Source organism: Campylobacter sp. US55 (assembly GCF_004378955.1).
Lineage (GTDB): Bacteria > Campylobacterota > Campylobacteria > Campylobacterales > Campylobacteraceae > Campylobacter_D > Campylobacter_D jejuni.
In genome coordinates this window covers 30,160-44,729 of sequence record NZ_RYYF01000009.1, presented here as the reverse complement: position 1 = coordinate 44,729, position 14,570 = coordinate 30,160, and the positions used below count along the sequence as shown (strand labels likewise).

General features: G+C 31.1%; 13 protein-coding genes and 3 pseudogenes. 4 read left to right on the top strand and 12 right to left on the bottom strand.

Annotated features, from left to right (window positions below):
* Window positions 1–51 precede the first annotated feature (51 nt).
* The gene (locus tag ELQ07_RS06915; protein WP_134224921.1) at window positions 52–1,083 is read left to right on the top strand and encodes a Cj0069 family protein; all 1,032 of its coding nucleotides are present in this window, start codon (window positions 52–54) and stop codon (window positions 1,081–1,083) included.
* On the opposite strand, the gene ELQ07_RS06910 is transcribed toward ELQ07_RS06915, so the two are convergent.
* The 11 genes and pseudogenes from ELQ07_RS06910 to cdtA form a co-directional block, all read right to left on the bottom strand.
* Window positions 1,080–1,265 (bottom strand): hypothetical protein, encoded by a 186-nt coding sequence (locus tag ELQ07_RS06910; protein ID WP_052793667.1) that lies wholly within the window; start codon window positions 1,263–1,265, stop codon window positions 1,080–1,082. The genes ELQ07_RS06915 and ELQ07_RS06910 overlap by 4 nt on opposite strands.
* Before the next feature lie 60 nt (window positions 1,266–1,325).
* Window positions 1,326–1,934, bottom strand: coding sequence for a bacteriohemerythrin (locus ELQ07_RS06905; RefSeq protein ID WP_070316445.1), 609 nt, complete (start codon window positions 1,932–1,934; stop codon window positions 1,326–1,328).
* A gap of 2 nt (window positions 1,935–1,936) precedes the next feature.
* Entirely contained in the window at window positions 1,937–2,584 is a 648-nt protein-coding gene (locus ELQ07_RS06900; protein ID WP_002871084.1) for a hemerythrin family protein, read from the bottom strand.
* Window positions 2,585–2,768: 184 nt separating this feature from the next.
* Entirely contained in the window at window positions 2,769–3,383 is a 615-nt protein-coding gene (locus ELQ07_RS06895; RefSeq protein ID WP_079862110.1) for a bacteriohemerythrin, read from the bottom strand.
* Between the two features lie 178 nt (window positions 3,384–3,561).
* Window positions 3,562–4,218: a lactate utilization protein C gene (locus ELQ07_RS06890; protein WP_134224920.1), complete on the bottom strand. Its 657-nt coding sequence runs from the start codon at window positions 4,216–4,218 to the stop codon at window positions 3,562–3,564.
* The gene (locus ELQ07_RS06885) at window positions 4,211–5,650 is read right to left on the bottom strand and encodes a LutB/LldF family L-lactate oxidation iron-sulfur protein (RefSeq protein WP_070316447.1); all 1,440 of its coding nucleotides are present in this window, start codon (window positions 5,648–5,650) and stop codon (window positions 4,211–4,213) included. The genes ELQ07_RS06890 and ELQ07_RS06885 overlap by 8 nt, the downstream gene beginning before the upstream one ends.
* A complete protein-coding gene (locus tag ELQ07_RS06880) occupies window positions 5,647–6,387 on the bottom strand; it encodes a (Fe-S)-binding protein (RefSeq protein WP_079862111.1) in 741 nt (246 codons plus the stop codon). Before ELQ07_RS06880 ends, ELQ07_RS06885 begins: the two co-directional genes overlap by 4 nt.
* Before the next feature lie 119 nt (window positions 6,388–6,506).
* Complete coding sequence (locus ELQ07_RS06875) at window positions 6,507–8,189, bottom strand: L-lactate permease (protein WP_070316449.1); 1,683 nt, start codon at window positions 8,187–8,189, stop codon at window positions 6,507–6,509.
* A gap of 171 nt (window positions 8,190–8,360) precedes the next feature.
* A pseudogene (cdtC, locus tag ELQ07_RS06870) lies at window positions 8,361–8,929 on the bottom strand (cytolethal distending toxin subunit Cj-CdtC).
* Window positions 8,930–8,939: 10 nt separating this feature from the next.
* The gene (gene cdtB, locus ELQ07_RS06865) at window positions 8,940–9,737 is read right to left on the bottom strand and encodes a cytolethal distending toxin nuclease subunit Cj-CdtB (RefSeq protein ID WP_134224919.1); all 798 of its coding nucleotides are present in this window, start codon (window positions 9,735–9,737) and stop codon (window positions 8,940–8,942) included.
* Window positions 9,734–10,539: pseudogene (gene cdtA, locus ELQ07_RS06860) on the bottom strand (cytolethal distending toxin subunit Cj-CdtA). Before cdtA ends, cdtB begins: the two are co-directional and overlap by 4 nt.
* A 113-nt stretch (window positions 10,540–10,652) precedes the next feature.
* Here cdtA and ELQ07_RS06855 point away from each other — a divergent pair.
* Genes ELQ07_RS06855 through cydB form a run of 3 tightly spaced genes read left to right on the top strand, consistent with a single transcriptional unit; the run spans window position 10,653 to window position 13,573 of the window.
* Complete coding sequence (locus ELQ07_RS06855; RefSeq protein WP_002851632.1) at window positions 10,653–10,886, top strand: DUF4492 domain-containing protein; 234 nt, start codon at window positions 10,653–10,655, stop codon at window positions 10,884–10,886.
* Window positions 10,887–12,449, top strand: coding sequence for a cytochrome ubiquinol oxidase subunit I (locus tag ELQ07_RS06850; protein WP_002893388.1), 1,563 nt, complete (start codon window positions 10,887–10,889; stop codon window positions 12,447–12,449). It begins immediately after the preceding gene.
* A complete protein-coding gene (gene cydB, locus ELQ07_RS06845) occupies window positions 12,449–13,573 on the top strand; it encodes a cytochrome d ubiquinol oxidase subunit II (RefSeq protein WP_134224918.1) in 1,125 nt (374 codons plus the stop codon). The genes ELQ07_RS06850 and cydB overlap by 1 nt, the downstream gene beginning before the upstream one ends.
* Window positions 13,574–13,766: 193 nt before the next feature.
* On the opposite strand, the pseudogene ELQ07_RS06840 reads toward cydB, so the two are convergent.
* A pseudogene (locus ELQ07_RS06840) lies at window positions 13,767–14,461 on the bottom strand (aspartate/glutamate racemase family protein).
* Between the last annotated feature and the right edge of the window lie 109 nt (window positions 14,462–14,570).

The following is a 14,570-nucleotide window of genomic DNA, read 5'->3' as shown; positions in this document are numbered from 1 at the left end:
TGTAATATTTTTATGCAATAATTATTTATATCTTAGATAAGGAGTAAAATAATGAAAAAAAATATTGTTTTTTTCGAAGTTAAAGGTGGGAGTGATAAAGGTGAAGATGGCTATAGAAAAGATACCATGCCTATGGTAAATGCCTTAAAAGCTAAGGGTTGGAATGCTGAGGTGATTTTTTTTGAAGTGGGTAAAAAAGATGAAATTTACAAATATGTGAAAGAAAATTTTGATGGTTATGTTTCTCGCATCAATCCTGGCAATCTTAAAGAAGAAAATGAGTATTTTGATATGTTAAGAAAACTTTGTGCCGATAAGCTTGTAGGCATGCCTCATCCTGATGCTATGATAGGTTATGGCGCTAAAGATGCACTTACAAAATTAGCAGATACTGATCTTGTTCCAAGCGATACTTATGCTTACTATGATATTAAGACTTTTAAAGAAAATTTTCCAAAAAGTTTGGCTAAAGGTGAAAGGGTTTTAAAACAAAATCGTGGCTCTACAGGAGAGGGAATTTGGCGTGTGAGTGTAGAGGATAATGTTAGTGGAGATAGTTTGCCTTTAAACACAAAAATCAAATGCACAGAAGCTAAGGATAATCATGTAGAACATAGAGAGCTTGGGGAATTTATGGATTTTTGTGAGCAATATATCATAGGTGATAATGGTATGCTTGTGGATATGACTTTTTTACCGCGCATTAAAGAAGGTGAAATCAGACTTTTAATGCTTTATAACACCCCTGTAAATGTAGTGCATAAAAAACCAGCCGAAGATGCTGATGCTTTTTCTGCTACGCTTTTTAGTGGGGCAAAATATCGCTATGATAAGCCAGAAGATTGGAAAACTTTGGTGGATATGTTTTTAGGCGAGCTTCCTAAGGTAAGGGAAAAATTAGGCAATTACGACTTACCATTGATTTGGACGGCTGATTTTATTTTAGATACTGATGAAAAGGGCAATGATAAATATGTTTTAGGTGAGATTAATTGTTCTTGTGTAGGTTTTACTTCTCATTTAGAACTTGCTGATGAAGTAGCTTCAAATATTATTAATATTGTAAGTAAAACTAAGGCTTAGTCTTTAAGTTTAATGTCCATTTTATTATTGCAAAATGGACATTCTTTTTCTATTGTTTTTAAGTTTGAGCTATATTCTATCGGGAAAAAATTTTCACAAAATGAGCATTTTGTATCTTTGGTTAGTATAGGATAGGAATAGTTAAATTTATCCAAAATAAAATATTTTATTTTTTTATCCATTAAATTTCCTTCTTTGTCTAACTTATACTTTATTTATTATTTTAACGCATAAATAGTTAATTAGAAATTTTCTGAATATTTTTTATAAAACTGTATGGCTTCTTTGCATTTTTTACATTTGAATTTTACGCCCTTAAGTTGAATTTTTTGATGAATTCCAAAAGGCACATCATGCATTTGTCCCACACACTCACATGTATAAAGATAAACTGCATTTTCATCATCTTTTTCTTCTTTAACTTCTTCAAAGCTTACTTCCCCATCATCTTCAGAAGCTAAAGAAGATCTTCTGTATTGTTCAACCTTCATATCTTCATAGAGTATATGTTCTAAAAGCCATTTTTTAGAAACTGTGTAAAGCTTCTCTTTTAAATCATTAGTGGACTTTATATTTTTAATAAGATCTATCATGGATTGAATGATTTCTTTATGAATTCTTTTATGTTCTTCTAAGTCAGGATATCCTATAAGTTTCATGTATTTTTCTTCATCATTAAAATGATCTTTCATGTAGTTAAAAAATTCAGCCAATAAAGCTTTTACATCATCCTTGTAAACAGGTTTATCAAACATAAACTCTACTTTACCTGCAAGTTCAAAAAGTTTTTTGTGCTGTTCATCTATTTTTGCATTATGAACGCTATAGTTATCATCCCATTTTGGAAACATTTTTAATCCTTTAACTCACTTTTAACGTAGAATAAATTTTTTTGACATTTTTTACATCTTAATTGTTTTTTATGACAAAGAATGTCAAGATGTTCTGTATATGAAAGTATGTGATTTGTTCTACAAGGGCAAGAATAGATAAATTCATATTCTTTATGTTTTACCTGTTTGGCGGTAGGAGTTGTTGGAGTGTTTTCGTATAATATTTCTTCATTGATTTTTTCAAGCTCTTCTTCTTGTTTGCTTAAAATTTGATCCGAAAGCCAATTTCCTATCATAACATCATGATGTAATATATGTTCTAAAAGCCACTCTGACATTATAGTATAAAGTTTTTCTTTTAAATCATTAGTGGTTTTTATGTTTTGTATAAGATAAGACATATCATGAATGATATTTTTATGCATGATTTTGTGTTCATTTAAATAAGGATAATGAATTTCTTGCATATAATCTTCTTCATTACTAAAATGTTCTTTCATATAGTTAAAAAGTTCTGTTAAAATTTCTTTTAACTCATCTCTTTGAACAAATTTATAAACCGCATTTTCTATTTTTGCTGCAAGTTCAAAAAGTTTTTGATGTTGAGCATCTATTTTCTCATCATTGATACTATATTTTTCATCCCAAACAGGAATTAATTTATCCAAGATCTTTACTTCCAAAACAAAAGTTTAATATATATTATTAATGATATATTACACATTTTAAATTTAAAATAAAATAAAAACTTAATATTTTTAAATAAGATATAAATAGTATTAAATATAAAAAGTTTCTATTTTTTATATATTAATGGCTTTTTTAATTAATAAAATTTAGTTGAAATATTTTTTAAAACCCCTCCGAATAAACCTTATAAAATTCTAAAGCTTCTCTACATTTTTTACATTTGAATTTCTTACCTTGTAATTTGATTTTTTCATGAATTCCAAAAGGCACATCATGGATAGCACCTGAGCACTTGCAAATATAAAGATAAACAGCATTTTCAAGTTCTTCATCGCCTTCTTCTTCAAAGCTTACCTCTTTATCATCTTCAGAAGCTAAAGAAGATCTTCTATATTGTTCAACTTTCATATCTTCATAAAGTATATGTTCTAAAAGCCATTTTTTAACAGCTAAATAAAGTTTTTCTTTTAAATCATTAGCGGATTTAATATTTTTAATCAGTTCTATCATGGATTGGATAATATGTTTATGAATTTTTTTATGTGTTTCAATATCTGGATATTTAATCAGTTCCATGTATCGCTCTTCTTGATAAAAATGATCTTTCATATAATTAAAAAATTCAGCAAGTAAATTTTTAATCTCATCCTTATAAACGGGTTTATCAATCAAATATTCTACCTTACCCGCAAGTTCAAAAAGCTTTTGGTGTTGAATGTCAATCATTGTATCATGAATACTGTATTTTTCATTCCAAGTTGGAATTAATTTATCCAAAAGCACCTTCTTTAATTTTTGTATTTAAAATTAATTTAATATATTTGAGTGAAATATTACATTATATTTTATTAAAATATTATTAATTAGAAATTATTTATTTTATTTATATTTGTATAGTATAAAAAATATATATAATTAATATTAAAAATTAAGACTTACTGATTCTAAACTAGAATCAGTAAATAATAATATGTGCAATTTGTGGCCCATGAACACCAAAAACAGTGATAAGTTCTATATCTGCTGTTCTTGAAGGCCCTGCTATAAATAAGATATTAGTAGGTAAAATTTCATTTTCTTTTTTTACTAAATTTAAAGCTTCGCTAAGACTTTTAACAACATTTTCTTTTTTAAGTAATACTATGCAAAGTTTAGGTGCAAGGCTTAGCATTCTAGGTTGGGTTTTACTTGAAGGTATAAGTGCAACTCCGTGAGAGCTTACTCCTGCTCTTGCATAAATAATGGAAAAATCACTATGAAAAACTTCAGATCTTAGATTTTCGATTTCTTTATCAAAGCAAATCTTCTTTTCTGCCTTGATTTGTTCTAAATCTAAATTTAAATCCGCCCCATAAATCATACTTTTAAAGCCATATTTTGCGACAATTTCATTGATTTTTTCTTCTAAGGTATCTTTAGTGGCATTTTCAACGATGTATTTGTTATCGCTCATTTTTTGCTTCATTTCTGCAAGCATATCTTGGGTGGTTTGGATATGTTCTACAGGATCTATACTCTCAATACGCGTAAAGTCTGTTTCTTTGTAAGCTTTTTTAAGATGTTCTAAAATACTTGCTTTACTTTTGCTTGAAATTTCATCGATTTTACTCATAGCTTACTCCTTCTAGTTTTTGCACTTCTTTATAAAGATCCATTTTAATTTGAGGTAATTCTTTAAAAGCGTACCATTTTTTAATCACAGGCAAAACGCTTGCGAAATTTTGCACTGCCCAGTTGAAATAATGTGCTTTTGAAAGTGAAAAACGCCATTTATCGCCATTGGTTGCGATATTTTTAAATTGTTTAAAAGCAAAGGCTTCTAGGGCATTGTAATGAACTTTGTTTGCTCCTAAAGGTGGATTTTTACCTTGTCCTATTTTATCGCATCTTAATTTGCGAATAAGATCAGCCAAAGGAATTTGCACTGGACAAACTTCAGAACAACGCCCACAAAGTGAACAGAAATTCAAAATATCTCCTGTATGATCTATACCAAAAATATTAGGACTGATTACTTCTCCTATAGGTCCTGGATAAGTGGTTTGATAGGCATGTCCGCCGATTTGATCATAAACAGGGCAAAAATTCATACAAGCCCCACATCGAATACAACGCAAAGCCTCATAATAATCCTCATGAGCTAACATTTTAGAGCGATTGTGATCAAATAAAATCACATGCACTTCTTTAGGACCATCTAAATCCCCATTTTTTCTAGGGCCTGTAATGATATTGTTATAAGTTGGTATAAATTGTCCTGTGGCTGAAGGAGTGAGTAAAGAAACCATAGTAGCCGCATCTTCAAAGCTTTCCATGACTTTTTCTATGCCACAAAGTGCGATATGAATATCAGGTGCTGTAGTGCACATTCTACCGTTTCCTTCATTTTCTATAAGCCAAAAAGCTCCTTCTCTTGACATGGCAAAATTGACCCCACTAAGTCCAAGTTTTAAGCCTTCAAAATCTTTTCTTAAATGTTCTCTAGCTACCGCATTTAAACTTTCAGGTTCATCGTTTTCTAAATTTGCTCCTAATTTTTCTTTGAAAATTTCTCCGATTTCATGGCGGTTTCTATGTATAGCAGGTACAACTATATGTAAAGGAGGCTCTTCATTAAGCTGTAAAATAAGCTCTCCAAGATCGGTTTCTATGGCTTTTAAACCTTTTTTTTCTAGGTAGTGATTTAGGCCTATTTCTTCACTTGCCATAGATTTACCTTTTAAAAGCTTGGTAATATTTTTTTCTTTCATGATTTCATAGACGATTTCACAGGCATCTTCATCACTACTTGCCCAATGCACTTTAATGCCATTTTTTGTAGCATTTTTTTCAAATTCTAAAAGCCTTTCTTCTAAACTCATTAAGGCATTGTTTTTAGCTTGTTTAGCTTTAGCTCTTAAACCTTGCCAATCTTTAAATCTAGCATCGATAACATTGAGTCTATTTTTTTGTAAAGTATGCATGGCAGTCATTAAATTTTCTTGCATTTGTTTGTCATTGAGTTTAATTTGAACGATTTGTTCGTGAGGAATTTTTTGACTCATAGTCTTTCTCCTTCTAAGCGTTTAAGTAAAAAGTCATATAAATGTATGCCTTTTATATCTAAACCCATTCTTTTCATTGTACCATCTATATTTAAAAGACAACCTCCATCGCCACTGATGAGATATTTTGCACCACTATTTTGTATATCTTTGATTTTACTTCTTACCATAGCGTTTGAAATTTCAGACTCTTTTACTGAAAAGGTTCCACCAAAACCACAACATTCTTCTTCGTATTGAAGTTCTACTAATTCCACATTTTTTAGTTTTTTGATAAGATTCTTGCTTGCTTGTATACTTTTTTGCACTCTTAAAGCATGGCAATTAGAATGCCAAGTTACTTTTATAGGTGCACCTTTATCTTCATAATCTACTTTTAAAACTTCATCAAGGTATTGTGAAAGTTCTATAACTCTAGAGCTAAAATCTTTGACTTTAGAAAATTCGGGTCTGTTTTTAAAAAGTTCTTTATAGTCATGACTCATCATACCCGCACAAGAACCACTTGGCACAACGATGGGATAATCTTTATCAAATAAATCTACATTATATAAAGCAATCTCACGACTTTCATCGAAATAACCTGAGTTAAAAGAAGGTTGAGCACAACAGGTTTGATTTTTTTTGAAAATCACTTCAATACCTTCACGCCTTAAAAGTTTTATTGCATTTAAAACGCTTTGTTGCATAGCAGCGGTTCCTAAGCATGTGGCGTAAAAATACACCTTTTTCATCATCTCTCCTTTTGGGATAATTTAGGATAAATATTCTAATCCTGTAAAAATAAAAGCAAAGTAAAATTTCCAACAAATATTCTAAAAACGAATATTTGTTGAAATAAAACTTAAATTTTTAATTATTTCACTATAACTTCAGGGATGATTCCTTGTAAGAAAAAAGCTATAATGCAAGTCCAAATTCCTATTAAAACAATAAAAGCTACAGAATATTTTAATGTGAATTTGAAAAGATCAGATTCTTTTCCTACAAGTCCAACCGCCGCGCAAGCTATAGCAATGCTTTGTGGACTGATCATCTTTCCAACGACTCCACCTACTGAATTAGCCGCTAAAAATAAAGCTTCACTAATACCTAGTTTTTGAGCACTTACTTGCTGCAAGGTTCCAAAAAGTAAATTAGCGCTTGTATCAGAGCCTGTTAAAAATACTCCTATCCAACCAATGATTGGCGAAAAGAAAGAAAAAGCATCGCCTGTGTGTGCAAAAGCAAGTCCTAAAGTAGTACTCATACCGCTATTTTTAGAAATAAAAGCAAAAGCCACAACCAAACCTATGGTGATACAAGGTATGGCCATTTCTTTTAAAGTAGCCCAAAAGCATTCTGCTGCATCTTCGGCTTTGATTTTTAAAATAGCTATAGTCAAAAAAGCTGCAAGTAAAATCGCTGTTCCTGCTTGAGCTACGGTTTTTCCATTGATTAAATCTACACCTAAGGCCAAAGATAAAGGTTTAGCTTCTCCTATGCCTGTGATAGAAGGACTTAAAATTCCAGCTGTGATATTGCTAAATTGTAAAGTAATACTTGTATAGCTTAAAATTCCGTCCTTATCAAAGAGAGCTTTAAACCAAGGTTGTGTCCAAATGATAATACAAACAATGAGTAAAATAAAAGGCGACCAAGCTTTTAGAATTTGATTAAAGTTTAGTGTGTTATCTTGAGTGAAATTGCTTTCATTGTCAAATCTAAAAATATTTTTTGGTTTCCAAAATTTTAAAAATATAGTTGTAACCGCTAAAGAAACTACAGCTGAAATAATATCAGGCAATTCTGCTCCTAAGTGATTTGAGCTTAAAAATTGAGTAGTTGTAAAACTTAGCGCCGCAACTAAAATAGCTGGAAAAGTTTCTTTAACGCCTTTAAATCCATCCATTAAAAAAACTATAAAAAAAGGTATAGTAAGGCTTAAAGGAACTAGCATTCTACCTACCATGGCAGAAACTGAATGCTGTTCTATGCCGACAAGATTTGCCATAGCAATGATAGGAATTCCCACCGCACCAAAAGCAACAGGAGCGGTATTTGCGATAAGACAAAGCCCTGCAGCTTGCAAAGGACGCAAGCCAAGTCCTACTAAAAGTGCAGCAGTTATAGCCACAGGACCACCAAAACCTATAGCACCCTCTAAAAATGAACCAAAACAAAAACCTATTAAAATCACTTGAATTCTATGATCTGGAGTAATACTCATCACGCTTTTTTTAATGATTTCAAAAGAACCTGACTTGATAGAAAGTTTGTAAAGAAAGATTGCCGCGATGATAATCCAAGCTATAGGCCACATACCATTTGTAAAGCCTTGAATAAAACTTGCACCCACTAAATTCCAAGGCATTTTATAGGCAAATAAAGCTACCAAAGTAGCAAGTATAACAGTTAAAAAACCTGCTTGATAGCCTTTAAGTTTTAAAACAACCAAACAAACTAAAAAACATAGTATAGGTAAAAATGCTACTAAAGCACTTAGCCAAATGTTTGAAAAAGGGTCATAAATTTGTTGCCATGTTAAAATTTGCTCCAATTTTTCCTCCTTGATAATTATTATGTATAAATTTATTGTAACAAAAAATTAAATTAAAATAAAAAAATTATAGAGTAAAGTAAATTACATCGTATTGTTATTAATTATTTTGTGTATTTTAGTAATATCATAAATATTAAATAAATATAAAAATAGAACAAGATAAAAATCTTATTCTAAAGGGGTAGCAGCTGTTAAAGGTGGGGTTATAATCATTAGTTCATTTACTTCAGCAAAAAAATTAGGATCTAGGGTGCAAGGGGCTATTCCAAAGCTTTTTTGTATAGGAATATTTGGATTAAAAAAAGTTACTATACATTCATCAGATTCCAAAACTAAAGAACGAATTTGCACAGCTGAAGTTGTTGTTGGCATTATAGAAAATACAGTTTCTAATTTACCATCTTTTAGATCATCTTGACAAGATTTTGCTCCAAAGGTTCCATCTTCTAAGATGGCCAAACAAAGATCGCTTTCCTTTGGATTTGTAAATTGCACATAACCAAAAGGAAGTTCATCAGCTAATTTATCTTTTTGTTTTAACCCATCGCTTAAAACAATTTCTTTAATATTTCAATTTTGATCATTAGGATCTTTTGAGGTATCCCTAAAGGCACTTAAAAAAATTCCTGTTTCTAAGCTTCTTATAGAAACCATTTCGGTAAAATCTTTCAAATCTCCAGTAGGAGTTGCAAAGGCTAAAGTTATAAACATAAAAACAAAGTAATAATTTTTTTCATATTAAATGTCCTAAAATTTTCTAAAATTTACTGGAAAATGATCCGAAACTATATGAGATCTTAAACTTGCAAGCATTAAAATCGCCGCTAAAAGCGGTGGAGTATAGGTTTGTTGTCTATTTGAATTTCCCGTAATTGCATAATCAAGAGTCCCTCCGCTTGCTTGAGTTGCACTAGTTGGAAAAACCACTCTAATTCTATTTGCTAATTCTCTATCCACTGTACTTGTTATAGTAGAAGGATCACGGTTAAAATCCCCTGCTATCATCCAGTTAACTTGAGGCATATTTGCAAAATGTGTATCTATGGCCGTGATAATTGCTCCTACATCTGTTCCTCCATTGGCTAAAGCATGGATATTGAAAAAAGCATCATTTCCATTGCGAATTCCTATAATAGGTCTTGAAACTGTAGTAGGTGGAGGTAAAACAATCACTTCTTCAGCTTGCATTCTTGAAACTATAGCTAAATTTACACGATTAGCTCCTACATCAACGCGAGAATAATAAATAAAAACCCTATCAGGCCTTGAAAGAGTTCCCAAACTCCACTCATATTCATCAATAGGTGTTCCACCTTGTTGCACATGGTGTCCTGTTGGAGTGGCTGTTCTTGGTAAAGTTCCTGCTTCTTGTATCATTAAGATATCTAAGGGGTTTGCTCCACTTACAAGTTGTCTTACGCTAACACTCCATTTGCTTTCTGTGGCTGCGGATGAGCCTTGCAAATTCCAAGTGCCGACATTAAAATTTTCTAAATTCGCAAAAGCAAGGTTAAAAGATAAAAATAAACATATAATTTTTTTCATCGCACCTCTCCTTGGCGATATAAAGGTTTTGCGGTAAAAGGCGGAGTAGTTAAAAACCATTGTTGATCAAAATTACCTTTTTTTGCACACTCTACAGTAAAAATTTTTAAAAACCTTATGAAAATCACCATAAAGATTTGTAATAGGTGCTTGTATGCATTTTCCATTTCCTAAATTTTTAATTTGAACCGCTGTATTGCTCATAGAGATAAGTTTCCACATTTGTGCGTGATTGCTTGCATCGCAAGGATAATGGACAATTCCATTCCCATAAGCATTAAGACAAGTATTGGTTTTGGCATTTTTAATCATTGCAAAATCATTAGGATAAAGCAAAAGTTGCCAAACTCTAGCATCGCCAAATCCTTTGCTATCGATTAAAGTATAACCCCAAATCCAATTTCCTTGTGCTAAAGCCCAAACCGTTAAAGCTGCTCCGCTAGGGCCTAAAATGGTTAAAAAATCAGAAACCACAGGGCGATTTTCAAAAATTAAAACATCATTAAAAGCTTCGTCTTTAAAGCGAGGATTGATTCCATTTACTGCATTATTGTTGGCACTATTGCTTGTTCTAGTTAAAGGTGGGGTAATAGGAGTAATAGGTACTAAATCAGCACCGCCAATTAAACTTGGAATTTCTTGATTGGTAGGAAAGTAGGTTCAAGTCCTAGTTTTAAAGGATCAGTATCTTCAAATTCTCCAAATGAACGCCCCAAAGGATTTACATTTTCAAATTTAGAAGAACATGCATAAAGAAAAAAGTCATAAAACAACATAAAATAAAAACTATAATTTTTTGCATTAAAAACCTTGAATATGTATTTAAATTTTTAAGAAAATAATAACATAAATTTCATTATAATTTTCCGCTTTTTAAAAATGTTTTATTTTGTTGTTTTTAAAGGTAGAATTTACATGTATCTTAAACACTTATATTTTAGCATCTCTCAAATTTTTAATTTTTACAAAGAAGGTTTTAAAAATTTAACTCTTGGAAAGACCCTTTGGAAAATTATCTTTATCAAACTTTTTGTTATGTTTGTGATTTTAAAACTTTTTGTTTTTGATGTAAATTTTAATTCTATTTTTAAAAGCGACAAAGAAAAAAGCACTTTTGTACTCAAAAATCTTACACTCGAAGGAAAATAAATGAACGAACTTAGTAGCGTTGATTGGTCAAGAGCGCAGTTTGCCTTAACTGCACTTTATCATTTTTTGTTTGTGCCTTTAACCTTAGGCTTGTCTTTTATGATTGCTATCATGGAAACCATCTATGTAAAAACTAAAAATGAAAGATGGAAAAAAATCACCAAATTTTGGCTTTCATTATTTGCCATAAATTTTGCTATCGGTGTAGCTACAGGTATTATAATGGAATTTGAATTTGGAACAAACTGGGCAAATTATAGCTGGTTTGTGGGCGATATTTTTGGCGCACCTTTGGCGGTTGAAGGTATTATGGCATTTTTCTTAGAGGCTACTTTTTTTGCAGTTATGTTTTTTGGCTGGGATAAAGTAAGTAAGGGTTTTCATTTGCTTTCAACTTGGTGTGTGGCTATAGGAAGCAATCTTTCTGCTTTTTGGATTTTAGTAGCAAATGGTTGGATGCAATATCCTGTAGGAATGAGCTTTAACCCTGATACAGCAAGAAATGAAATGCAAAGCTTTTTTGAAGTAGCACTTTCTCCTGTAGCTATTTCAAAATTTTTACATACCATAGGCAGTGGTTATGTGATTTCAGCTTTATTTGTAATGGGAATTTCAGCTTGGTTTATGTTAAAGGGACGCCATATTATCGAGGCTAAAAAAAGCTTAGTTGTAGGAGCTAGTTTTGGTTTGGTTTGTTCAATCTTTTTATTTTTCAGTGGAGATGAAAGTGCTTATCGTGTAACTCAAACTCAACCTATGAAACTTGCAGCTATGGAAGGGGTTTATCAAGGCGAACATCGTGCAGGGCTTGTGCCTTTTGGAATTTTAAACCCTAAAAAAACCATAGATAATAACGAAAGTGTATTTTTATTTGACATTACTATACCTTACGCTCTTTCTATACTAGGAAACCGTGATCCAAATTCTTTTGTTCCAGGAATTGAAGATTTGATCTATGGAAATGAAAGCAAAGGTATAGAACCTATGCAAAATCGTATCGATAGAGGAAAAATCGCTATACAAGCTCTAAAAGACTATAAACTTGCTAAAGAAAACAATGATACAATAGCTATGGCAAATCACAAATCCATTTTAGAAACTCATTTTAAAGATTTTGGTTATGGATATTTAGAAAAACCAAGTGATACTATTCCGCCTGTGGCTTTAACTTTTTATAGCTTTCACATCATGGTTGCTTTAGGAAGTTTTTTCTTTTTACTTTTCATCGTTACACTTTATCTTACTATGGCAAATGATATTGAGAAATTTAGAAAAGTACTTTGGGTGTGTTTGTTATCCATTCCATTGGGTTATATCGCCGCTGAAGCAGGCTGGATTGTTGCTGAAGTAGGCAGACAACCTTGGGCAATTCAAGACTTACTCCCTGTACATATCGCAGCAACGCAACTTGGAAAAATCAATGTTCAAATTTCATTTTGGATTTTTGCAGTACTTTTTACAGCTTTATTGATTGCAGAAGTTAAAATCATACTTACTCAAATTAAAAAAGGTTTTGATGCACATGCAGGACATACTCCACTTATGGGCAAAGGAGAAAAATAATGTTTTTTGGTTTAGAACTTGAAGGTTTGCAAATTTATTGGTGGTTGATTTTAAGTTTGCTCGGCGGACTTTTAGTTTTTATGTTTTTTGTCCAAGGTGGACAAACTTTAATCGATGAGCTTAGCAAGGATGAGCTTGAAAAAACCATGCTAGTCAATTCTTTAGGCCGTAAATGGGAGCTTGGTTTTACGACTCTCGTACTTTTTGGCGGAGCAGCTTTTGCAGCTTTTCCACTTTTTTATAGTACAAGTTTTGGCGGGGCTTATTGGGCTTGGCTTTGTATTTTATTTTGTTTTATTTTACAAGCTGTGGCTTATGAATATCGCAAAAAAGAAAATAATGTTTATGGCTCTAAAACCTATGAAATTTTTCTTAAAATCAATGGTTATTTAGGTGTATTTTTAATCGGAGTTGCAGTAAGTAGCTTTTTTAGCGGTTCTGAATTTATCTTAAATGAGCATAATTTTGTTTCTTGGCAAAACCCTTTGCACGGCTTAGAACTTTTACTCAATCCTTTTAATTATCTCTTAGGCTTAGCTTTAGTATTTTTAGCAAGACTTTTAGGCGCAGCGTATTTTATGAACAATATCAATGATGAGAATATCAAAATAAGAGCTATGAAAAAACTTATGATCAATAGTATTTTATTTTTACCTTTTTTCTTAGGTTTTTTAGCGTGGATTTTTTTAAAAGATGGTTTTAGCGTAGATGCCAATGGAGTTGTAAGCATGAGTGCGAATTTGTATTTATATAATTTCTTAAATCAAATGATTTTTGCTATCTTGCTTGCTATCGGTGTGATTTTAGTGCTTTTAGGTATGGTTCAAGGAGCAAAAGGTTGCTCTAAAGCTATTTTTATCCTAGGACTTGGAACGGTTTTAACGGTTTTTGCTTTATTATCAAGTATTGGTTTAGGTCAAAGTGCTTTTTACCCATCTTTAAGTGATTTGCAAAGTTCTTTAACTTTAAAAAATGCAAGTTCAAGCTATTATACTCTAAGCGTCATGGCTTATGTGTCTTTACTTGTACCTTTTGTTTTAGCTTATATTATCTATGTTTGGAATGCAATGGATAAAGTAAAAATCACACGCGAAGAAATCGCAAACGATGATCACGCATATTAAGGAGAAAAAATGTTACATGCTTTGTTTTTATTGGCTTGGCCTTTAGTAATTTATCTAAGCTATAAATTTATAATGCTAAATATCAATCAATTAGAAAAAGATAGCAAACTATAAAGCAAGATAAGATTTAAACCGATATAAGTATAAATCTTTTCAAAATATTGCAATTTGCCCATTTTTGGGCATCTTTTAATCATAAATCTTTTAAAGCTTCATTAGCAGCATCAAGGGCGTGAATAAGGCTTGTGTCAAAAATTTTAATATTTGTATCATTTTTGGATATTAATAAACCAATTTCAGTGCAAGCTAAAAGCACTCCCTTTGCCCCTTTTTCTTGTAGTTTATTTATAATATTTAAATATTTTTCTTTAGAATCTTGCTTGATTTCACCTTTGCAAAGCTCATTAAAAATAATATCATTAACGATTTTTATATCTTCATCACTAGGAGTAATAACGCTAATATTTTCTTCAATCAGCATTTTTTTATAAAAATCCTGAGCCATTGTGTATTTAGTACCCAATAAACCAATTTTTTGTATGTTTTCTTGTTTTAAAGCCTTAGCAGAGCTTTTTGCAATATGTAAAATAGGGATATTTATGTTTTGTTGAATTTCATCAAAAACCTTATGCATAGTATTAGTTGCAATTATTATAAAACTAGCCCCCGCAAGTTCTAATTTTTTAGCACACTGACTTAAAATTTGTGCAGCTTCTTGCCATTTATCTTGGCTTTGTAAATTTTCTATTTCTTCAAAATTAACACTGTAAAGTAAAATTTTTGCAGAATTTAAAGATTTTAATTTATCATTTATAGCTTGATTTATTGTTTTATAATAAGTAATAGTACTTTCAAAACTCATTCCGCCATAATACCAATGGTTTTCATTTTTCTCCTTAAGAATTAATTTTTGAGTTATTTTATTACAATATATTTCATAGAAATATGATTTATTTTTAAATAAATAAATATATTTTAATATTTTTATTAAAATTTA